Origin of the sequence: Stenotrophomonas sp. SBJS02 (assembly GCF_020428325.2) — a bacterium.
In the GTDB taxonomy this organism is placed as follows: domain Bacteria; phylum Pseudomonadota; class Gammaproteobacteria; order Xanthomonadales; family Xanthomonadaceae; genus Stenotrophomonas; species Stenotrophomonas africana.
Window position 1 is genome coordinate 305,277 of sequence record NZ_CP109812.1, and the last position, 20,592, is coordinate 325,868.

The window sequence follows — 20,592 nt, forward strand, 5'->3', positions numbered from 1 at the left end:
TGACGGGGTTGATGGCGTGCAAGGTAAACTGGCCCCGTTCATCGAAGGTTACCCCACGCAGTCATGACGACCCGAGTCCTTACCGGCATCACCCCCTCCGGCACGCCCCACCTGGGCAACTACGTTGGCGCCATCCGTCCGGCCATTGCCGCCAGCCGCGCGCCGGGGATCGAGAGCTTCTTCTTCCTGGCCGACCTGCACAGCCTGATCAAGTCGCAGGACCCGCAGCGCACCCAGCGCGCGACCCTGGAGATCGCGGCCAGCTGGCTGGCCTGCGGCCTGGACCCGGAACACGTGTGGTTCTACCGGCAGAGCGACATCCGCGAGACCACCGAGCTGATGTGGTTCCTGACCGCCATCGCCAGCAAGGGCATCCTCAACCGCGCGCACGCCTACAAGGCGGCGGTGGACAAGAACCGCGAGGAAGGCGTGGACGAGGACGCAGGCGTCAGCGCCGGCCTGTTCATGTACCCGGTGCTGATGGCTGCCGATATCCTGATCTTCAAGGCCAACCAGGTACCGGTGGGTCGTGACCAGATCCAGCACATCGAGATGGCGCGCGATTTCGCCCAGCGCTTCAACCACGTGTACGGCAAGGAGTACTTCCCGCTGCCGGACGTGGTGATCGACGAGCAGGTGGCGACGCTGGCGGGCCTGGATGGCCGCAAGATGAGCAAGAGCTACCACAACACCATTCCGCTGTTCGTGCCGCGCGAGGAGCTGAAGAAGCTGGTGTTCTCGATCCTGACCGACTCGCGCGCACCCGGCGAGCCGAAGGATACCGAGGGCTCGGCGCTGTTCCAGATGTACCAGGCCTTCGCCACCCCGGAACAGACCGCTGAATTCGCCAAGGCCTTCGCCGCCGGCATCAGCTGGGGCGATGCCAAGCAGCAGCTGTTCGAGCGCATCGACAGCGAGCTGTCGCCGCTGCGCGAGCGCTACAACGCGTTGATGGCCGAGCCGGAGAAGATCGAAGCGCTGCTCAAGCGCCGTGGCCAGCAGCTGCGCGAGCAGCTGGCGGCACCGCTGCTGGAAGAGCTGCGCCACGCCGTGGGCCTGCGTGACCTGTCCACCGCCGGCGACATCGCCAGCGAGGACGCCGGCGTTGCCCGCGTGGCACCGCCGCTGTTCAAGCAGTACCGCGAGAAGGACGGCCGCTTCTACTTCAAGCTGACCGCCGGTGACGGCACGCTGCTGATCCAGAGCGAAGGCTTCGATTCGCCGCGAGATGCGGGCCAGTTGATCGCGGTGATCAAGCAGGCCGAGCAGGGCGATCAGCTGCAGAGCGAGCTGTTCAAGCTGGAGGCCGAGGTGGACGCCGTGCTGGCGGCCTTGGCCGCGCTGCGCGAAGGGACCTGATCGCAGGGTCTGCCTGCCCTTTGTAGAGTCGAGCCATGCTCGACTTTGCTACGCCTCTGTAGAGCCGAGCCCATGCTCGGCTGCTTTGCTACCCAGCCGAGCATAGGCTCGGCTCTACAGGGAAGCACCCCGCCGGCACGACCGCGGCACAGCGCCCATGGCATGATGTCCGCGCGCCTCCGGCGCGATGACATGGAGTCTGCAATGGCCTGGTTGTCGCTGCTGCTGTTCCTGCCCTGGTTCCTGCTGCTGGGCAGCCTGTACTGGCTGTTCCCGCGCCAGCCGCGCACCGCGCGGCGGCGCCTGTTCGATACCACCACCCTGGTGCTGGCCTTCGCCCTGAGCATCGTGTCGATGCTGTGGGGGTACCGCATCGGCGTGGTGCAGCCCGGCGCCGGCCCGATCTGGCCACAGGTGCTGGCGGTGCTGTACGCCTACGGCGCGTTCCTGGCGGTGCTGGTGCTGGCGTTGCTGCTGCGGCCGCGGTTCGCATTGCGCTGAACCTGGCCCTTGCGCACCCGATGGACCTGCGGTTGGTTGGCCTGCGCTTGCCTTGGTAGAGTCGACTGTTAGTCGACTGCTCTCTGGAAGCCCGCGCTGCGCGCGACAGTCGACTAACAGTCGACTCTACCCGGCCAGCGGCCGGCACTACCCGACCAAAGCCGCATCGAACCCGGGCCACCTGCGCGCCTACCATGGGGGTCTGTTCCCGATCCTGCCAGGTGCGTGCCGATGACCGCCGACCCCAGCATCCACACCATCGATACCGGCTTCCAGCGTGCGGACTTCGACGCGGCCTATCTGATCGTTGAAAACGGCCGCGCGGCCTTCGTGGACTGCGGCACAGGCCTGTCAGTGCCGGCCATGCTGCAGGCGCTGGCGGACGCCGGCCTGGGTGTGGAGGCGGTGGACTGGCTGCTGCTGACCCACGTGCACCTGGACCACGCCGGCGGCGCCGGCCTGCTGATGCAGCAGCTGCCGAACGCAAAGGCGGTGCTGCACCCGCGCGGCGCGCCGCACATGATCGATCCGACCCGGCTGATTGCCGGTGCCACCGCCGTTTATGGTGCCGAGGAGATCGCGCGCAGCTATGGTCGCATCGAGGCGATTCCGGAGCAGCGTGTGGTGGTGGCCGAAGACGGCCACCGCATCGATCTGGCCGGCCGCGAGCTGGTCCTGCTGCACACGCCGGGCCACGCGCTGCACCACTACTGCGTGTGGGATGCGCGCAGCCGCAGCTGGTTCACCGGCGATACCTTCGGCATCTCCTACCGCGAGCTGGACAGCGCGCAGGGGGCCTTCATCTTCCCGACCTCGTCGCCGGTGCAGTTCGACCCGGAAGCGATGAAGGCCTCGATCCAGCGCATGCTGGGCTACGGTCCGCAGGCGATGTACCTGACCCACTATGGGCGCGTGCAGCACGTGCAGAAGCTGGCCGACGACCTGTTCGAGCAGATCGATGCAATGGCTGCCATCGGCCGCCAGTGCGATGGCCGGCCGGACCGCCACCGCTGCCTGTTGGCCGCACTGCAGGCGCTGTACCTGGAACGTGCACAGCTGCATGGCTGCGCGCTGGACGATGCGGCGGTGACGGCTGTTCTGGCGATGGACATCGAACTCAACGCGCAGGGCCTGGCGTGCTGGCTGGACCGCATCAGCAGGTAGATCCACGCCATGCGTGGAGGACGTGGGCCCAGGCTGCGCCGTGATGTCACGACCACGTTACACTCTGGTGACTTCCAAGCTAGCCGTGGTACTGCCGTGAATCCGATGCGCGTGTTGCTGCTGTCGTCCTGCCTGTTTGTCGGGGGCCTGGCCCATGCGGCCAATGACCTGCCCGGCGGCGGCATCGATCCGCAGGCACTGTCGCGCCACGTGCGTGTGCTGGCGTCGGATGAATTCGAGGGCCGCGCGCCGGCGACCGAAGGCGAAGAACGCACGGTGCAGTACCTGATCGAGCAGTTCCGCAGCTATGGCCTGCAGCCGGGTGGCGTGGACGGCAGCTGGGTGCAGCCGGTGCCGCTGGTGCGCGCGCAGCTGGACGGACCGGCCAAGGCCAGCCTGTCGCTGAAGCGTGGCAAGCGTGCGCTGGCCAACGGCGTGGACGTGACCCTGCAGAGCCTGCAGCCGCGCAAGCGCGTGCAGATCAAGGATGCCCCGCTGGTGTTCGTCGGCTACGGCATCGACGCGCCGGAACGCCAGTGGAACGACTACAAGGACGTGGACCTGCACGGCAAGATCGCTGTCGTGCTGATCAATGACGCCGATTTCGAAGCCGATGCGCCGGGCGCGTTCGACGGCAAGGCGGTGACCTACTACGGCCGCTGGACTTACAAGTTCGAGGAAGCCGCACGCCGTGGCGCCGAGGGCGTGCTGATCGTCCACGAGACCGCGCCGGCCGCGTATGGCTGGGCCACGGTGAAGAGCTCGGGTACCTCGCCGCTGTTCGACATCGAACGCGGCCAGGCCGAGGCGATGGCGCAGCACACGCCGCTGCGCGGCTGGATGCAGCGCGAGCTGGCCGAGGCGATCTTCGCCGACGCCGGCCTCGACTTCGATGCCGAGAAGCGCAAGGCGATGCGTGCAGACTTCCGCCCGGTGGCACTGGACAACGCGAAGCTGAGCGTGGATTTCGCGCTCAAGCGCGAGCAGGTGGTGACCCGCAACGTGGTGGCCAAGCTGCCCGGTGGTGAACACGCCGACGAGGCCGTGATCTTCTCCGCGCACTGGGATGCCTTCGGTATCGGCCAGGCCGACGCCAAGGGCGACCGCATCCGCCGTGGTGCGATCGACAACGCCACCGGCGTGGCCACGGTGCTGGAACTGGGCCGCGTGTTCGCCGCCGGCCCGCAGCCGCAGCGCACGCTGTACTTCGTGGCACTGACCGCCGAAGAGAAGGGCCTGCTGGGCGCCAGCTACTACGCCGCGCATCCGCTGGCGCCGCTGGACAAGACCGCTGCAGTGCTGAACATCGAAATGTTCAGCCCGGATGGCCCGACCCGCGACATCGCTTCGTGGGGCAAGGGCCGGGTGTCGCTGGAAGGCGATCTGGAGCGCGTGGCCAAGGCCCGCGGCCGCAGCTACAGCCCGGACCCGAACCTGGAGGCCGGTTTCTTCTACCGCGCCGACCACTTCGCCTTCGCCCGCCTGGGCGTACCGGCGATCACCATCGGCCCAGGCCTGGACAAGCTGGACGGTGGAGTTGAAGCCGGCCGCGCGCTGCGCGAGAAGTACTTCGCCGACTGCTACCACCAGGCCTGCGATGCGTGGACCCCGAGCTGGGACCCGAGCGGCCACGCGGCCGACACCCTGCTGGTCTACGACCTGGGCGCCGAGCTGGCCAACAGCCGCCGCTGGCCGACGTGGGAGAAGGAATCGGAGTTCCGCGGCGCGCGCGACAAGAGCGAAGCGGCCCGCCGCTGAGGATCGGGACCGGCGGGGTGTCATGTCATTCCGCCGGTAGAGTCGACTGCTAGTTGACTATCGCGCGCATCGTGGGTTTTCCGGTGGCGACAGAGAGAGCAGTCGACTAACAGTCGACTCTACCGATTGCCGATTGCCGATTGCCGATTGCCGGCCGGCACTACCTGCGCCGGCGCAACAGCTTCCACGCGCCCCAGCCACTGGCGACGAGCGCTGCCAGATAGCACGCCACCATCGTACGCAGGCCAACCGGTGATCCTGCATTGATGCCGCGATGCAGGCGCAGTTGCAGCGAGCTGTGGCCGCTGCCCAGGTCCACCGCCAGCTGCAGCGCCAGCGCGCCGCAGAACACCAGCAGGGCGACCCCGAAGCCGATGCGCGGCCACGCGGCCTGTGCGTTGGGACGACGCAGCAGCCAGGCCAGTGCCGTGGCTGCGGCCAGCGTCGCCGCCATCCACATCAGTGGCGTGGCGGGAGACGCAGCGGCCACCGGCAGTGCACCGGTGGCCGCGATCAGGGCAACGCGCCTACTTGCGGGTGCCGTCGAGCCAGTTCGGGCCCTTGTTGGTGAGGAAGAACACATAGACCACCAACGATACCGCGATCGTGGCGGTCACGTAGATGGCGAACCAGTCGACGTGGCCGGTCTTCAGCGCGCCCTGGTACAGCAGCGGGGCGGTGCCGCCGAACAGCGAGTTGGCCAGCGCATAGCCCAGGCCCACGCCCAGTGCACGCACGTGGGTGGGGAACAGCTCGGCCTTCACCACCGCGTTGATGGAGGTGTAGCCGGTGAGGATGACGAACGCCATGGCCAGGGTAAGGAAGGCCAGGGTGGCGTCATGCTGGTGCGGCAGCTGGGTGATCAGGTACCAGCTGTACAGCACGCCACCGACGCCGAAGAACACCAGCAGGGTCTTGCGGCCGATGATGTCCGACAGCCAGCCGCCGACCGGCTGCAGCACCATCAGGAAGGCCAGCACGCCCAGGTTGATCAGGGTGCCGGTCATCGGGTCGTTGCCGGCGAAGGCGCTCTGGATCATCTTCGGGCCGTTCACCGAGTAGGTGTAGAAGGCCACGGTGCCACCGGCGGTGATCAGGAAGCACAGCAGCAGCGGACGCCACTGGTGCACGAACAGTTCGTACATCGAACCGGACTTCTGTGCCTTGCCCTCGCGCGCGGCCTCGATGGACGACTCCGACAGCGACTCGTCCATGCCCCGGCGCAGCCAGAACACCACCACCGCGGCGATGCCGCCGATACCGAAGGCGATCCGCCAGCCCCATTCGGAGATTTCCGGCTTGCCCCAGAAGGTCAGCATCAGCAGCAGGGTCAGCTGGGCCAGCACATGGCCGCCGACCAGGGTGACGTAGTGGAAGGAGGAGAGGAAGCCGCGGCGGCCGGGAATGGCGGCCTCGGACATGTAGGTGGCGCTGGCACCGTACTCGCCACCGGTGGCGAAGCCCTGCAGCAGACGCGCGAACAGCAGGATCACTGCAGCCCAGATGCCGATGCTGGCGGCGGTGGGGGTGATGGCGATGAGGAACGAGCACAGCGCCATCAACGTGACCGAGACGGTCAGCGCCAGGCGGCGGCCGTGGCGGTCGGCGAAGCGGCCGAAGAACCAGGCGCCGATCGGGCGCATCAGGAACGTTGCGGCGAAGATCGCCCATACGTACATGGTGGAGTTCTTGTCGTCCGGCGAGAAGAACTGCGATTCGAAGTACACGGCGAACACCGAGTACACGTAGACGTCATACCACTCCACCAGGTTGCCGGCGGAGCCTTTGAGGGTGTTGGAGATCGACCGCCGCAGGGCGGCGCGGTCGTTCGCGGGTACGGCAGGTTGGGACGTGGTGCTCATCTGGGTGGGAATCCTCGATGCGGCGCGTCCGTGCGCAGGGAAAACGGCGCCCGGCCTTGGGGCGGCGCGGCCGGGCAGCCCTCTTGGTACTGCATCAGCCGTCAACACGGGGTAGCAGACCAGAGCAGGGTGCATGGATGGATGACAGCGTGCCACCGTATGGGGTCACGGACCATACTCAAAACGTCCTAGAATCCGCCTTCCCCCGGCTCCCTGGTGTGTCATGTCGGCTCCCCCTTCTTCGTCTGCGGCTGCCCCCCGGGGCGGCCTTGTCGCGCTGGCATTGCTGCTGGTCTACGTGGTCTGGGGCTCGACCTACCTGGGCATCGCCAAGGCCCTGCACGGCGGCGCACTGCCGCTGACGATGGTCTCCGGCAGCCGCTTCATCATTGCCGGCGGGGTGATGTTCGCGGCGCTGCGCCTGTTCTGGAAGCTGCCGAACCCGACCCTTCGGCAGTGGCGCAACCTGGTGGTGATGGGCGTGACCATGCTGGTGCTGGGCAACGGCATGGTGGTGCTGGCCGAGCGTGAGGTGTCCTCGGGCCTGGCCGCGACTGCGGTGGCTTCGGTACCGCTGTGGATGGCGCTGTTCTCAGCGCTGCGCGGCCAGCACGCCAGCCGTGGCGAGTGGCTGGGCATCGCCATCGGTTTTCTGGGCGTGGTCTGGCTCAATGCCGGCAGTAGTCTGACCGCATCGCCGACCGGGCTGGTGCTGCTGCTGATCGCGCCGGTCGGCTGGGCCTTCGGTTCGGTGTGGGCACGCGGCCTGGACCTGCCGGGCCCGTTCATGACCGCCGCCGGGCAGATGATCTGCGGTGGCGTGTTGCTGGTAGTCATCGGCCTGGCCGTGGGCGAACGCCCGACCACATTGCCCGACACCGGCGGCCTGCTGGCGATGGCCTACCTGTGCGTGTTCGGTTCCATCGTCGCGTTCACCGCCTACGTATGGCTGCTGCAGAACGTGCGCCCGGCGCTGGCCGGCAGCTATGCGTACGTCAATCCGGTGATCGCGGTGCTGCTGGGCGCACTGCTCAACGGTGAACGATTCGGCTGGCGCGACCTGCTGGCGATGGTGGTGATTCTTCTGGGTGTGGTGGTACTGACAATGGCAAGGACGCGAAAGAGATGAGCATGGATGAGAAAGAACAACGCCGGGGCCTGTTGATCACTGCCTCCACCTTCGTGCTGTGGGGGCTGGTGCCGGTGTACTGGCATCTGCTCAACGAAGTGCCCTCGTTCCAGATCATCGCCCATCGCATCATCTGGAGCGCCGTGCTGGTGCTGGCCTGGCTGCTGATCGCCTCCCGGCTGGGCTGGTGGAAGAAGATCGCCGCGCAGCCGCGCGCGCTGCCGATCCTGGCGGTATCGAGCCTGACCATCGCCTTCAACTGGGGCCTGTACATCTGGGCGATCAACGCAGGGCATGTGATCGAAACCAGCCTGGGCTACTTCATCAACCCGCTGGTGAACGTTCTGCTGGGCGTGCTGGTGCTGAAGGAGCGCCTGCGCCGCGTGCAGTGGCTGGCGGTAGCCATTGCAGCGGTGGGCGTGGCCTGGCTGACCCTCGATGCGGGCACGCCGCCGTGGATCGCGCTGGGCCTGGCGTGCTCGTTCGGCTTGTACGGCCTGCTGCGAAAGCTGGTGTCGGTTGATCCGGTGGCCGGGCTGGGCGTGGAAAGCCTGTATCTGTTCCTGCCCGCGCTGGGCTTCGCGCTGTGGTCGGAAAACGGCCATGGCGGTGGCTTCTTCGGTGGCTGGGGCTGGGCCAACGATCTGATGCTGATCTTCGGCGGGGTGATCACGGCGGTGCCGCTGATCGGCTTCGCCTACGGGGTCAAGCGCATCCCGCTGTCGCTGGTCGGCATCCTGCAGTACATCGCACCGAGCCTGCAGCTGCTGCTGGGCGTGTTCTTCTTCCATGAAGCGTTCGACACGGCCAAGGCGATCGGTTTTGCCGCGATCTGGGCCGGCCTGGTGCTGTTCGTCGGTGACAACATCCGCACGATGCGCGCTGCAAGGCGCTGACTGGGCCTGCGTCGGATGGGACGGGGTCAGAGCCCTTCGCAGGGCGAAGGGATCCGACCCCCGCTTCCTCAAAGAACGGCGCCCCGAGGGGCGCCGTTCTGCTTCCGTCCACCGCCAGGAGAGAGATGGCGGTGGCGGGAACGCGGTTGCAGCCTTAGAAGCGCTGCTGGTACTTCATGTACATGAAACGACCGATGTCGAAGCCACCGTAGTAGGTGAAGCTGCTGTTCGGCTGGCTGTACATGATCGGACCCTGGTGGTCGAACACGTTGTTCACGCCCAGCGACACAGTGCCGTCCCACGGCAGGCTGTAACGCACCTGCAGGTCGTGGAAGGTGTTGGAGCCCACCTTGCGGCTTGGCTGCGCATCGGTGTACGGCGAGACGAAGCCGGCCATGTTGCAGTCCGGGCCACCGCCCAGGTCATACGAGCAGGCTTCCTTCATGCCCGAGTAGTAGCGGGCGGTCCAGCCGATGCCCAGATCGCCGTACTGCCAATCCAGGTTGAAGGTCGAACGCACGCGGAAGTTGCCCTGCCAGCCGGTCTTCTGCTCCACCGGCGTGGTGGCGGCGCTGTCGTTGCGCTGCTCCAGGTAGTCGGTGTAGGTGGTGTTCCAGTTGATGGCGAACTTGCCATACGCGGTTTCCGGCAGGCGGTAACGCACACCGATGTCATAGCCGGCGGTTTCGCGATAGCCCGCGTTGACCAGCGAACGATCCAGCGCCGAGACCTGGCCACGCGTGGCCGCAGCGGTGGAACGGGTGAAGCGACCGCAGGCCGAATCCACACCCTGCACGTAGCACTGGTTGAGGATATCGGTGGCCGACTCGCCGACGATGGCGTTGTTGATGCGGATCTTCCACCAGTCCAGGCTGACGTCCAGGCCCTGCACGAATTCCGGGCTGTAGACCAGGCCGACGGTCCAGGTCTTGGCGGTTTCCGGCTTCAGTTCCGGGTTGGAACCCGAGTTGAAATCGGAGGTGGCCTGCTGGCCCGGGCGGTTGGCAAGGTTGCCGTCCGCACCGGTCTGCTGACGGAAGTTGGCGGGCACATTCAGCGCCTTGCAGCGTGCTGCCACGGTCGGGCTGCTGGCGGCGATGCCGAACTTCGTATCACATGGATCGGTGAACGAATCGCGGCTGGACACTGCGCCGCCGTACAGATCGTCCACGGTGGGTGCACGGAAGCCGGTACCGTAGGTCGCGCGCACCAGCAGGCTGTCGATCGGTTTCCACTTCAGGCCGAACTTGCTGTTGGTGGTCGAACCGAAGGTGTTGTAGTCGGTGTAACGACCGGCCAGGTCCAGCGACAGTTCACGCGCGAACGGCAGGTCGGCCAGCAGCGGCACCTGCATTTCAAGGTAGACCTCGTTGAGCGAGTAATCGCCACGGGTCGGCTGGCCGGTGGTGCCGGCGATCTGGCCCTTCTGCACCATCAGGTCCGGGGTATAGCTGGCTTCTTCGGTGCGGTGCTCGAAGCCCATCGCACCCATGATGTCACCGGCCGGCAGAGTGAACAGCGAGCCGGAGATGTTGGCGCTGGCCACCTTGGTGGTGCTCTTCATCTTGTCGACGAAGCGGGTGAACAGGTAGTCCTGTACGTCCTGGTTGCTCAGCGAGCCCGGGCCCGCATAGCCCATGGGGGCGGCCGGGTTCCACGGCACGCAGCCGGCGATCACTGCACCCGGGGTGCCGCAGCGTGCCACGGTGCCATCCATGAAGGACGGGCCGACCGCCAGGTCGACGTGCGGCTGGTACATGCTGCCGGTACCGATGCGTTCGCCTTCGTTGCGGTTGTACATGTAGCTGACGTTCCAGTCCCAGTAACGCGAACCGGTTTCGAAGCTGCCTTCCAGGCCGATGCTGGCGCGCTTGGTGTCCAGGTTGTTCTCGGTGCCGCGCGGCAGTTCTTCAGTGCGGTGCGAGAACAGGACGTCCTGGCCCCACTTGTTGAAGGTGCTGTCCTTGGACAGGGCGGCACGGGTGCCATTGCGGGCCTGTGCGGCCGATACCGAGTACGGGTAGCCGGCCAGGTGCTTGGTGGACTCGCGCTTGCTGTACAGCGCGTCGGCCACGATGCGCAGGTTGTCGGTGATCGAGAAACCACCGTTGGCGAACACCGAGGTGCGCTCCAGACCGCTCAGCAGGCTCATGTTGGTCTTGGCGTTGGCACCATCCGCCGGGTCCGGGGTGTGGAAGTTGCCGGCCTGGCTCGGATCACCGCCCGGGCCCACGGTCAGCGGCTTGCCGCCGACGGTGACGGTGCCCCATTGGGTGGTCGGGCTCAGGGCGTCGACGTCATCGGCGTGGCGCGGGCCACCCGGGTAGCGGCTGAACTCGCGCTCGCTGCCGAGGATCTCGTCTTCCTTGGTGCGCTCGGCGCCGACGCTGAACCAGCCGCGGTCGAAGGTCTTGCCGAAGGTGGCGCTGTAGGAGCGCTTCTGGCCGTCGCCTTCACCGTACTGGCCGACGTAGACGCTGGCTTCGCCGCCGTCGAAGTTCTTGCGGGTGATGATGTTGACCACACCGGCGATGGCGTCCGAGCCATACAGCGCCGAGGCACCGTCGGTCAGCACTTCCACGCGCTCGACGATTGCCGAGGGAATCGAAGCCAGGTCGGAGTAGCCACCGGCGCTGACGCCCATGCGGCGGCCGTCGATCAGCACCAGGCTGCGTTCCGGGCCGAGGTTGCGCAGGCTGACGTAGGTGCCGCCGAAGTCACGCGAAGAACTCAGCGACGACGAGCGGCTCAGGCTCGGAGCACCGGCGGCGGTGACGTCCTGCAGGATGTCGGCGACGTTGATGTAGCCCTTCTTCTCGATCTCGGCGCGGTTGAGCGCGACGACCGGCTGTGCGGTTTCGACACTGGCCTGGCGGATGCGCGAGCCGGTGATTTCGATGCGGTCGAGGTTGGTCGGGGTTTCGCCGGCGCTCTGTGCGAAGGCGGGGGTGGTGCAGCTGGCAGCCAGCGCGATGACGATCGCGTTGCGCAGCGGATTGGTTTTCAGGGACATCCGTGACATCTCGTGTTTCAGGAAAAACAAGCGCCCGTTCTCTGGACGCGTGGGGTGCTGCAAACCAACGTGGGGGGCGCGATTCTAGAGTGTTTCCATTCGTAACTGTTTGTCTCTGCGCCGCGGATGGGCGCGAAAATGAATCGCAACCAACAATCCACAGATGGGTTGTGCGCAGCGTCACGCGCGCTGCGTTTGCGATGGGCAGAGGCATCGATAGCGGCGGTGTTGGCGCAATCTGTAGCGATGCGAGTACGCATGCATCCATGCGTGGATGACGCTCAAACAAAAAGGGACGGAGCGTTCGCTCCGTCCCCCTGCGCGATGCGCGTGGTATCGCTGCGAAATGCTCAGGTTTCGCGCAACGCCGTGGTGATCGGCAAACGCGCCGCGCGCAGCGCCGGGAACAGGCCGCCGACCAGGCCGATACCCAGCGCCCATTTCAGTCCGGTCCACAGCAGCTCCGGCGAGACGTGGAACTTGAACACCACCGCGCTGAAGTTGCTGCCGATGGTGGACACGCTGTAGCCGTTGAACAGCAGCCACGCCACCGCGCATCCCAGCAGGCCACCCAGCAGGGCCAGCAGCATGGTTTCCAGCATCACCGCGGTCACCACCGGCAGGCCACGGAAACCGATCGCACGCATCGTGGCGATCTCGCGTGCGCGCGTGGCCACGGCGGCATACATGGTATTGAGCGCGCCGAACACCGCGCCCACCGCCATGATCGTGCCGATCACCTTGCCAAGGATGTCGATCAGCTTGGTCAGCCCGCCGCCCTGCTTGCTGTAGTAGACGCGGGTGGTTTCCACGTCCAGCTTCAGGCGCGGATCGGCGGCGACTGCCGCCTTGAACTGCTCGAAGCCTGCCTTGCCATCGGTACGCACGCTGATCGACTGCCAGGCGCTGCGCTGGTAGGTGGTGGCCAGCGTATCGGCGTCGGTCCACAGCTCCGAATCATGCGCATCGCCGGTGGCGAACACGCCGACCACGGTCCAGGTCTGGTTACCCAGGGTCAGCGTCTTGCCCACGTCAAGATCGCGGAACTGGCCCTTGGCGCCCTGGCCGACCACGATCTCGCGCAGGCCAGTGGCGAACTTGCGGCCTTCGACAATCTTGACCTTGTCATGCACCGCCCACGCCTGCGGGCCGACGCCGCGGAACTGCGCGTTGACGTCGGTGCCATCGGACTTCGACACCAGGTTGACCACCTGCGACAGCTCCGGTGACAGCAGCGGCCGGCCTTCGGCATCGCGAGTGATGCCGGGCAGGGTGGACAGCGTCGGCACCTGTTCGCGGGTGATGACCGAATTGGTTTCGGCCTGCGAGCCGCCACGCAGCACGATGGCGGTGGTGTCATCGCCGGTGTTGTTGAGCGTGGCCTGGAAGCCTTCGCCCATCGCCAGCATCGCCACCAGCACGCCGACGACGCCGGCGATGCCGACCACGATCACCGAGGACGCGCCCCAGCGCTGCGGCAGGCTGGCCACGCCGATGCGGGTGGCGGCCAACGCCAGCCGTCCACTGCGGGTCAACAGCAGCCACAGCGCTACCAGCACGGCCACGGCCAGCACGCCAAACCACGGCAGGCTGATCCACAGCACCAGGCCGATCACCAGCAGCAGCACCATCACACCGTTGCCCAGCCACTTCTTCAGTTTGCTCTTGAACATGTCGGTGTCCTCCTCAGCGGCCGGCCAGTGCGTCGACGATCTTCAGGCGCTTGGCGCGCAGCGCGGGCAGCAACCCGACGATGATGCCGATCACCACGATCAGGCCCAGCCCCATCAGCCAGGTTGGGGTTGGCACGTGTGGCGGCAGCATGCCCATGCTCTTCGGGCCGATCGCCGGCAGGATCAGCGCGGCCAGGCCCATGCCGATCAGGCCGCCCAGGCCGATCAGCAGCACCGACTCCACCATCACCAGGGTCAGCACGGTGCCGTCCTTGAAGCCCAGCGTCTTCAGCGTGGCCAGTTCGGGCACGCGCTCGCGCACCGCCTGCGCCATGGTGTTGCCGGTCAACAGCAGCAGGGTGAAGAACACCGCACCCATGATCGAAGTGACGATCATGCCGATATCCGCGAACTGCTTGACGAAGGCCTGCTGGAACGCCGATTCGGTCTGGGTCTTGGTCTCGTGGTCGGAGTTGGCCGAGATCGCATCGATGGCCTGTGCCACCCGCGAGGAGTGGTCCGGGTTGTCCAGCGTCACCGTGTACCAGCTCACCTGGTTCTTGATGTAGTCGTTGGACTCATCGAAGTACTTCCAGTTCATCATCAGTTGGCGTTCTTCGTTGGCCGCCAGCGCACGGTCCTTTGAACGGTAGATGCCCTTCAGTTCCAGCGGCCAGTCGTTGCTGCCGCCGCGCGGGAAGATCGTGGCCTGCAGCGGGATGGTGTCGCCGATCTTCCAGCCGAACTGCTTGGCCAGGGTTTCGCCGACGATGGCGCCGGTGCGGGTCTGCTTCCAGTCTTCCAGCTGCGCCGGGTCGATCTGCAGTTCGCGGTAGACATCGAAGTAGTTGGGCGACACCGAGAAATTCGGGAAGAAGTTCTTCGGATCCTGGTAGATGCCGCCGAACCACATGCCATAGGCCACGTCGCGCACGCCGGCTACCTGGCGGATCTGCGCTTCAAGGCGGATCGGCAGCGACTGGGTGATCGACAGTCGCGAAGCCACCACCAGACGGTTGGCGCCTTCCACGCTGCCACCGGAAGTGAACGCCACGCGCACCGAGTCGAGCATGCCGAACAGCAGGAACGCGGCCACCACCGAGAGCAGGGTCAGCAGGGTGCGGGTGCGGCTGCGGAACAGCTGCGCCCAGACCAACGAGAAGTATTTCATTGCCGTGGCCTCCGTCAGTGGGCCAGCGGCGCGTCGGCCAGCTCGCCCTTGTCCAGGTGCACCGTGTGCGTGGCGTACTCGGCGGCCTTCGGGTCATGGGTGACCATGATGATGGTCTTGCCGTGTTCGCGGTTCAGCTGCTGCAGCAGGCCCAGGATCTCCTCGGCGGACTGGCGGTCGAGGTCGCCGGTCGGTTCGTCGCAGATCAGGAAGGTCGGGTCGGAGACGATCGCCCGCGCGATCGCCACGCGCTGCTGCTGGCCGCCGGACAGTTCATTGGGACGATGGCTGCGGCGGTCGGCCAGGCCGACCAGAGTCAGCGCGATCTCCGCGTTGCGCCGGCGCTGCGCGGCATTGAGGTGGGTCAGCAGCAGTGGCAGTTCCACGTTCTTCTGCGCGGTCAGCATCGGCATCAGGTTGTAGAACTGGAACACGAAGCCGACGTGATGGCTACGCCAGGTCGACAGCTGGCCGCCGCTCATCTGGTCGATGCGCTCGCCTTCGATGCTGATCTCGCCGCCACTGGGATTGTCCAGGCCGCCAATCAGGTTGAGCAGGGTGGTCTTGCCGGAGCCGGATGGGCCCATCAGCGCCACGAAGTCGCCGCTGGCGATGTCCAGGTCGATGCCGTGCAGCACCTGCACTTTCTCGGGACCACGCTGGTAGGTCTTGGTGATGTTGCGCAGTGAAACCAGGGTCGACATGGGTGGTTCTCCACGGAAGACGGGAAACGGGGAAGCGCACCTGCGGTGGCGCAGGCGTGCGTCGAGCGGTGTTGCCGGCGGCGCCCATGGGCGCCAGGCCGTTACTGCGCTTGTTTCTGTTGCACCTTGGCGCCATCGCGCAGGGTGTCCGGCGGGTTCACCACCACCGATTCACCTGCGCTCACGCCCTTGAGGATCTGGCGGTCCTTGCCCATCGCCTGGCCAGCCTCGACCGTGCGCTGCTGCACGCGGTTCTCATCACCCAGCACGAAGGCCACCGAGGCGCCCTCGCGCTGGACCACGGTGCCGCCCGGTACGCGTACGCCCTGCGGCTTGGTGGCCGCCTGCGGCTGCGCCTGTTCCAGGAAGCTGACCCGCACGCCCATCTCCGGCACGATGCGCGGGTCTTTCACCTTCAGCGCCACGCGCACCTTCACCGTGGCCTTGCCGCGGTCGGCGGTGGGAATGATGGCGATGACCTCGCCGGGAATCTTCCATTCCGGGTAGGCGTTGAGCGTGGCCTCCACCGGCATCTTCGGCTGCACGCGGCCGATGAAGGCCTCGCCCACCTCGACTTCGATCTCCAGCGAGTCCATGTCGACGATGGTGCCGATGCCGGTACGGGTGAAACCACCGCCCGCCGACAGCGGCGAGACGATTTCGCCGGGCTGCGCGGCCTTGGCGGTGACCACCCCGGAGAAGGGCGCGCGCACGATGTTGTTGTCCACGCCCAGGTCGGCGATGGCCAGCTGGTCGTTGGCCACCTTGACGTTGCGCTGTGCCGTTTCCAGCTGCGCACGCAGGCTGTCGCGCTGGGCCACGGCCTGGTCGTACTGCGAACGTGACACCAGCTGCTGGCCGACCAGTGCCTGCAGGCGGCTGGCCTCGGCGGTGGCCTGCTTCTGCTGCGCCTCCAGCCCGGCCACCTGGCTGCGTGCGGCCTGCAGCTGCGAGGCATACAGGCTGCGCTGGGCGTCGGCATCGATCGGGTCCAGCGTGGCCATGATCTGGCCCTGCTCCACCCGCATGCCTTCCTCGATCATCACCTCACGCACCTTGCCGGTGATCTTGGCCGAGACCGTGGCCATGCGCCGGGCGACCACGTAGCCGCTGGCATCGAGCACTGAACTGCTGGCGTTGCCTTGCTGTATGGCCACGGCGGGCGCGGTTTCCACCTCCACGGCCGGCGCGCGGCCGAACAGGAAGGCTACGGCGGCGGCGATCAGCAGCACGATCACGATGATGGCGATCCACAGCCAACGACGTCCACCGCCATTGCTGCCACCGGAGGCGGGCGGCGGCAATTTGCGGTCGATACGGAGTTCCTTCAACAGCTCGGCAGAAGCGTTCATTCGTTCCATCACAGGCATTCGGGCGGGTGTGGCCGGAAGAGCGGACGGCGGCGGTTCCGGCGGTGGAGCGTGCGGCACAGCATGAAGGCAGGTACGGCGATGACGGCAGTGACAGCTGTCACCCGATGACACTGACGGCGGCAACTGCGAAATGTGACCACGGCGGCACAGGATGGCAACGTCCCCGCTACCGGTACCGCCCATGGATCCGATCGCCCCGTCGCTGGCCCGCCTGCAGCAGGTGCAGGTGCGCTATCGCGACCATACCGCCCTGCAGGGCATCGACCTGCAGGTCCGCGCTGGCCAGGTGCTGGCATTGCTGGGCCGCAACGGTGCCGGCAAGAGTACCGCGATCAGCGTGCTGTTGGGTCTGCGCCGCGCCGATGCCGGCCAGGTCGAGCTGCTCGGCGGTGACCCGCAGCAGCGCAGCCGTCGCCTCGGCTTGGGTGTGATGCTGCAGAGCACCAGCCTGCCACCGATGCTGCAGGTGGACGAACTGGTGGCGCAGGCCAGCGCCTGCTATCCGGACCCGATGCCGTTGCAGGAGATACTGCAGCGCGCCGGTCTGCAGGCACTGGCACGCCGCCGCTACGGCCAGCTTTCCGGTGGCCAGCAGCGCGCGGTGCAGTTCGCCATCGCCCTGTGTGGCCGCCCGCGGGTGCTGTTCCTGGACGAGCCCACCACCGGACTGGACATCCAGGCGCGACAGGCGATGTGGCAGGCGATCCGGCAGCTGGTGGCCGAAGGCTGCGGCGTGCTGCTGACCACCCATTATCTGGAAGAGGCCGAAGCGCTGGCACAGCAGGTGGTGGTGCTGGAGCAGGGCCGGGTGCTGGCCGACGCGCCGTTGAGCGAGCTGCGCCTGGCCGATCGGCCGCGTCGGATCCGTTGCCGCAGCGTGTTGCCCGCCGAAGACGTGCAGCAGTGGCCGGGCGTGCAGCAGGTGCAGCGCGACGGCGAGCACCTGCAGCTGCTGGCGAGCCCGGCCGAGCCGGTGGTGGCACGCCTGCTGGCCGCCGATGCGCAGCTGCGCGAGCTGGAAGTACAGGGCGCGGCACTGGCCGACGCTTTCCTCGACATGACCCGGGAGGCCGCATGAACACGATGACCCGTACCGGCACTACACCCGCGCTCGCATCTGCCTGGCACCAGGCCCTGCGTCCGTACCGCGCCGAGTTGGTGGCCGAACTGCGCCGTGCCTGGCGCACGCCGGCGTTCGCGGTGCCCTCGCTGCTGTTCCCGGTGCTGTTCTATCTGCTGTTCGGTGTGCTGCTGGGGCGTGGTCACGCACCGCTGTACCTGCTGGCCACCTACTGTGTGTTCGGCGCGATGGCCCCGGCCCTGTTCGGCTTCGGCGTGCAGCTGGCGCTGGACCGCGAAGGCGGCCTGTTGACGCTCAAGCGCGCGCTGCCGATACCTGCTGCGGCACCGCTGCTGGCACGGTTGGCGATGGCAGTGATGTTCGCGCTGCTGGTGGCTTCGCTGTTGATCGGCGCGGCGCACGTGCTGGGTGGCGTGCGGTTGCAGGCGCTGCAGGTGCTGCAGCTGATGGCGGTGGCCGGACTGGCGGCGTTGCCGCTGGGGGCGATCGGCCTGCTGATCGGCAGCCATGTCAGTGCCAGTGCGGCACCGGCGATGGTCAACCTGGTCTACCTGCCGCTGGCCCTGCTCTCGGGCCTGTGGCTGCCACTGTCGGCGCTGCCTGTGCTGTTCTCGACGATGGCACCGCTGTGGCCGACCTGGCATCTGGCGCAGCTGGCGCTGCCGGTGGTCGGGCTGCCGTCGGCGGGCAGCATCGGGGGCCATCTGCTGGTGCTGCTAGCGGTCACGGCGGTGGCGTTGCTGTTGGCACGGCGTCGCCTGCGCCGGATCGGCTGAGCTGGCATGATCGGCAGTGATCGTCCCCGCCTGGATTCTCCCGTGCCGTCGAGTTGGCTTGCGTCCCTGCTGCGCCCCGCGCCGGATTCGGCCGTGGCCGAACTGCTGCGACGTGGCAAGTCGCCCTGGAGCGGAGCGATCCACCTGCTGTGGTCGGTATGGATCTTCCTCACCCCGGTGCTCGGCAATGGCTTCACGCTGCGCTGGCTGCTGCTGACCCTGGCCAGCTATCCGCTGTTCCTGCTGCTCTATGCCAAGGTGATGCTGGCGCCCCGGCACCATGGGTGGCGCTATGCGCTGGGCATGATCGTGCTCGCCCTGGTACTGCTGCCGTGGTACCCGTCGGGCCTGAGCTACTTCGTGTTCGGTTGCGTGATGATCCGCATGAGCAGCCGTGGAGGCTGGTGGGTGTACCTGTTGCAGCTCACCGGGCTGAACCTGTTGTTCTGCGGTGCTGCGCTCTACTTCGGCTATCCGTGGCAAGCCATGGTGTGGATGCCGGCAGTGTCGTTCATTGTCGGGCTGGTGGTGAACGTGGAGGCCTTGAGCCAGCAGCGCGACGTTGCCCTGCAGCTGTCGCAGGACGAAGTACGGCGGCTGGCGACCACTGCTGAGCGCGAACGCATCGGCCGTGACCTGCACGACCTGCTCGGCCACACGCTCTCGCTGATCACCTTGAAGCTGGAACTGGCACGCAAGCTGTACGACCGCGATGACGCACGGGCGCGGCAGGAGATCGGTGAAGCCGAGGCCATCGCCCGCGAAGCGCTGGCACAGGTGCGCAGCGCGGTGACCGGTATCCGTGCCAGCGACCTGGCCGGCGAACTGGCGTCGGCCCGTCTGCTGCTGGAATGCCAGCAGGTGCACCTGCAGTACACGACGCCACCGCCGATGCCGGTGGACGTGGAACGTGGACTGGCGCTGGTGCTGCGCGAGGCCGCAACCAACATCGTGCGCCATGCGCAGGCGACCCGCGTGCAGGTGGATTTCATGCTGGAGGACCGACAGTTGGCGATGCAGATACGCGATGACGGCCGCGGTGGCGTGCAGGCCGAGGGCAATGGGCTGTGCGGCATGCGCGAACGTGCGGCGGCGCTGGGTGGGCAGCTGACGCTGCAGTCGCCCCGCGGCGAAGGCACGCTGCTGACCGTGCGCGTGCCCTTGGGGGCCGCCACCATGTCGCTGTCCTCGGCATCGCTGGCACAGGGGGGACCCGCATGATCCGCATTCTGCTGGCCGAGGACCAGGCGATGGTGCGCGGCGCGCTGTCGGCGCTGCTGGGGTTGGAGCCTGATATCGAGGTGCTGGGCAGCGCGGCCGACGGCGAAGCTGCGTGGCGGATGCTGCAGCAGCTGATGCCGGACATCCTGGTCACCGACATCGAGATGCCGGGCCTGTCCGGGCTGGAGCTGGCGCAGCGCATCGCCCGCCATGAGCTGCCGATCAAGGTGGTGATCGTGACCACCTTCGCCCGCGCCGGTTTCCTGCGCCGCGCGCTGGAGGCGGGCGTGCTGGGCTACCTGCTGAAGGACGCCCCGGCCGAGAACCTGGCCGATGCACTGCGCAAGGTGAAACAGGGCATCCGTGCGATCGACCCGCAGCTGGCGCTGGATGCGTGGTCGCAGGCCGATCCGCTGACCGACCGCGAGCGCCGTGTGCTGCGCCTGGCAGGGGAGGGCCGAACCGCCAGCGAGATTGCCGAGCAGCTGGGGTTGTCGCACGGTACGGTGCGCAATTACCTGTCCGAGTGCATCGGCAAGCTGGGCGTGGCTAACCGGATCGAGGCGTATCGGCTGGCGCGGCAGAAGGGGTGGTTGTAGGGGCGTGCGCCGACGCACTGGTAGCGCCGGGCGCTGCCCGGCGGATCATTTCCGCGCCTGCGGAGAGGTGTCACTTTCTTTGCTCGTGCAAAGAAAGTAACCAAAGAAACACGCCGCCAGAGCGCGAGCCGTCGCTACGCGACGGTTCCCTGCGCTTCTCGGCGAATCAGGGGACGGCGCCGAACTCGCTGCGCTCAGACACCGGCGCCTCTGCGCCCCTGATTCCCCTGCGATGCTCGGCTCGCTCAAGGCGGACCCAACGTCAAAGGAAAAAGCTGCACCCAGTAGATCCACGCCGCGCGTGGATGCTCT

The 20,592-nt window shown here is 67.0% G+C and carries 17 protein-coding genes; 10 read left to right on the top strand and 7 right to left on the bottom strand.

Annotated features, from left to right (window positions below):
• The first annotated feature begins 63 nt into the window (after positions 1-63).
• From FQS62_RS01395 to FQS62_RS01410, 4 genes are all read left to right on the top strand, one after another.
• Complete coding sequence (locus FQS62_RS01395; RefSeq protein ID WP_208043268.1) at positions 64-1,359, top strand: tryptophan--tRNA ligase; 1,296 nt, start codon at positions 64-66, stop codon at positions 1,357-1,359.
• 204 nt (positions 1,360-1,563) lie between these two features.
• Complete coding sequence (locus tag FQS62_RS01400) at positions 1,564-1,860, top strand: hypothetical protein (protein WP_097048223.1); 297 nt, start codon at positions 1,564-1,566, stop codon at positions 1,858-1,860.
• Positions 1,861-2,091: 231 nt separating this feature from the next.
• On the top strand, positions 2,092-3,024 hold the full coding sequence (locus FQS62_RS01405; protein ID WP_164158129.1) for an MBL fold metallo-hydrolase: 933 nt from the start codon (positions 2,092-2,094) through the stop codon (positions 3,022-3,024).
• A gap of 105 nt (positions 3,025-3,129) precedes the next feature.
• Positions 3,130-4,782: a M28 family metallopeptidase gene (locus FQS62_RS01410; RefSeq protein WP_208044024.1), complete on the top strand. Its 1,653-nt coding sequence runs from the start codon at positions 3,130-3,132 to the stop codon at positions 4,780-4,782.
• A gap of 160 nt (positions 4,783-4,942) precedes the next feature.
• On the opposite strand, the gene FQS62_RS01415 is transcribed toward FQS62_RS01410, so the two are convergent.
• Both FQS62_RS01415 and FQS62_RS01420 read right to left on the bottom strand, forming a co-directional pair.
• The gene (locus tag FQS62_RS01415; RefSeq protein WP_057500017.1) at positions 4,943-5,242 is read right to left on the bottom strand and encodes a hypothetical protein; all 300 of its coding nucleotides are present in this window, start codon (positions 5,240-5,242) and stop codon (positions 4,943-4,945) included.
• Positions 5,243-5,309: 67 nt separating this feature from the next.
• Entirely contained in the window at positions 5,310-6,644 is a 1,335-nt protein-coding gene (locus FQS62_RS01420; protein WP_010486964.1) for an MFS transporter, read from the bottom strand.
• Positions 6,645-6,867: 223 nt separating this feature from the next.
• Here FQS62_RS01420 and yedA point away from each other — a divergent pair, with 223 nt between their 5' ends.
• A complete protein-coding gene (gene yedA, locus FQS62_RS01425) occupies positions 6,868-7,773 on the top strand; it encodes a drug/metabolite exporter YedA (RefSeq protein WP_154348358.1) in 906 nt (301 codons plus the stop codon).
• Positions 7,770-8,669 (top strand): EamA family transporter RarD, encoded by a 900-nt coding sequence (gene rarD, locus FQS62_RS01430; RefSeq protein WP_088480275.1) that lies wholly within the window; start codon positions 7,770-7,772, stop codon positions 8,667-8,669. The genes yedA and rarD overlap by 4 nt, the downstream gene beginning before the upstream one ends.
• A 154-nt stretch (positions 8,670-8,823) precedes the next feature.
• Here the strand turns inward: rarD and FQS62_RS01435 are convergent, their stop codons facing one another.
• The 5 genes from FQS62_RS01435 to FQS62_RS01455 all read right to left on the bottom strand — a co-directional run bounded on the left by FQS62_RS01435 (position 8,824) and on the right by FQS62_RS01455 (position 16,582).
• On the bottom strand, positions 8,824-11,682 hold the full coding sequence (locus FQS62_RS01435) for a TonB-dependent receptor plug domain-containing protein (RefSeq protein WP_088480276.1): 2,859 nt from the start codon (positions 11,680-11,682) through the stop codon (positions 8,824-8,826).
• A gap of 350 nt (positions 11,683-12,032) precedes the next feature.
• The gene (locus FQS62_RS01440; RefSeq protein ID WP_088480277.1) at positions 12,033-13,355 is read right to left on the bottom strand and encodes an ABC transporter permease; all 1,323 of its coding nucleotides are present in this window, start codon (positions 13,353-13,355) and stop codon (positions 12,033-12,035) included.
• A gap of 13 nt (positions 13,356-13,368) precedes the next feature.
• Positions 13,369-14,526 (bottom strand): ABC transporter permease, encoded by a 1,158-nt coding sequence (locus FQS62_RS01445; protein WP_208044023.1) that lies wholly within the window; start codon positions 14,524-14,526, stop codon positions 13,369-13,371.
• 14 nt (positions 14,527-14,540) lie between these two features.
• Complete coding sequence (locus FQS62_RS01450) at positions 14,541-15,230, bottom strand: ABC transporter ATP-binding protein (RefSeq protein ID WP_004137569.1); 690 nt, start codon at positions 15,228-15,230, stop codon at positions 14,541-14,543.
• Positions 15,231-15,331: 101 nt separating this feature from the next.
• Complete coding sequence (locus tag FQS62_RS01455) at positions 15,332-16,582, bottom strand: efflux RND transporter periplasmic adaptor subunit (RefSeq protein WP_208044022.1); 1,251 nt, start codon at positions 16,580-16,582, stop codon at positions 15,332-15,334.
• Between the two features lie 202 nt (positions 16,583-16,784).
• Between FQS62_RS01455 and FQS62_RS01460 the strand changes: the two genes are divergently transcribed.
• Genes FQS62_RS01460 through FQS62_RS01475 form a run of 4 tightly spaced genes read left to right on the top strand, consistent with a single transcriptional unit; the run spans position 16,785 to position 20,280 of the window.
• A complete protein-coding gene (locus FQS62_RS01460; RefSeq protein ID WP_049448258.1) occupies positions 16,785-17,681 on the top strand; it encodes an ABC transporter ATP-binding protein in 897 nt (298 codons plus the stop codon).
• Complete coding sequence (locus FQS62_RS01465; protein ID WP_088480281.1) at positions 17,678-18,460, top strand: ABC transporter permease; 783 nt, start codon at positions 17,678-17,680, stop codon at positions 18,458-18,460. Before FQS62_RS01460 ends, FQS62_RS01465 begins: the two co-directional genes overlap by 4 nt.
• Before the next feature lie 6 nt (positions 18,461-18,466).
• The gene (locus tag FQS62_RS01470; RefSeq protein WP_208044021.1) at positions 18,467-19,681 is read left to right on the top strand and encodes a sensor histidine kinase; all 1,215 of its coding nucleotides are present in this window, start codon (positions 18,467-18,469) and stop codon (positions 19,679-19,681) included.
• Entirely contained in the window at positions 19,678-20,280 is a 603-nt protein-coding gene (locus FQS62_RS01475) for a response regulator transcription factor (RefSeq protein ID WP_049448262.1), read from the top strand. The genes FQS62_RS01470 and FQS62_RS01475 overlap by 4 nt, the downstream gene beginning before the upstream one ends.
• Positions 20,281-20,592: the final 312 nt, after the last annotated feature.

Coding starts and splice junctions, on each gene's coding strand:
- FQS62_RS01395 (WP_208043268.1), top strand. CDS start 64: ATGACGACCCGAGTCCTTACCGGCATCACCCCCTCCGGCACGCCCCAC.
- FQS62_RS01400 (WP_097048223.1), top strand. CDS start 1,564: ATGGCCTGGTTGTCGCTGCTGCTGTTCCTGCCCTGGTTCCTGCTGCTG.
- FQS62_RS01405 (WP_164158129.1), top strand. CDS start 2,092: ATGACCGCCGACCCCAGCATCCACACCATCGATACCGGCTTCCAGCGT.
- FQS62_RS01410 (WP_208044024.1), top strand. CDS start 3,130: ATGCGCGTGTTGCTGCTGTCGTCCTGCCTGTTTGTCGGGGGCCTGGCC.
- FQS62_RS01415 (WP_057500017.1), bottom strand. CDS start 5,242: ATGTGGATGGCGGCGACGCTGGCCGCAGCCACGGCACTGGCCTGGCTG.
- FQS62_RS01420 (WP_010486964.1), bottom strand. CDS start 6,644: ATGAGCACCACGTCCCAACCTGCCGTACCCGCGAACGACCGCGCCGCC.
- yedA (WP_154348358.1), top strand. CDS start 6,868: ATGTCGGCTCCCCCTTCTTCGTCTGCGGCTGCCCCCCGGGGCGGCCTT.
- rarD (WP_088480275.1), top strand. CDS start 7,770: ATGAGCATGGATGAGAAAGAACAACGCCGGGGCCTGTTGATCACTGCC.
- FQS62_RS01435 (WP_088480276.1), bottom strand. CDS start 11,682: ATGTCCCTGAAAACCAATCCGCTGCGCAACGCGATCGTCATCGCGCTG.
- FQS62_RS01440 (WP_088480277.1), bottom strand. CDS start 13,355: ATGTTCAAGAGCAAACTGAAGAAGTGGCTGGGCAACGGTGTGATGGTG.
- FQS62_RS01445 (WP_208044023.1), bottom strand. CDS start 14,526: ATGAAATACTTCTCGTTGGTCTGGGCGCAGCTGTTCCGCAGCCGCACC.
- FQS62_RS01450 (WP_004137569.1), bottom strand. CDS start 15,230: ATGTCGACCCTGGTTTCACTGCGCAACATCACCAAGACCTACCAGCGT.
- FQS62_RS01455 (WP_208044022.1), bottom strand. CDS start 16,582: ATGAACGCTTCTGCCGAGCTGTTGAAGGAACTCCGTATCGACCGCAAA.
- FQS62_RS01460 (WP_049448258.1), top strand. CDS start 16,785: ATGGATCCGATCGCCCCGTCGCTGGCCCGCCTGCAGCAGGTGCAGGTG.
- FQS62_RS01465 (WP_088480281.1), top strand. CDS start 17,678: ATGAACACGATGACCCGTACCGGCACTACACCCGCGCTCGCATCTGCC.
- FQS62_RS01470 (WP_208044021.1), top strand. CDS start 18,467: ATGATCGGCAGTGATCGTCCCCGCCTGGATTCTCCCGTGCCGTCGAGT.
- FQS62_RS01475 (WP_049448262.1), top strand. CDS start 19,678: ATGATCCGCATTCTGCTGGCCGAGGACCAGGCGATGGTGCGCGGCGCG.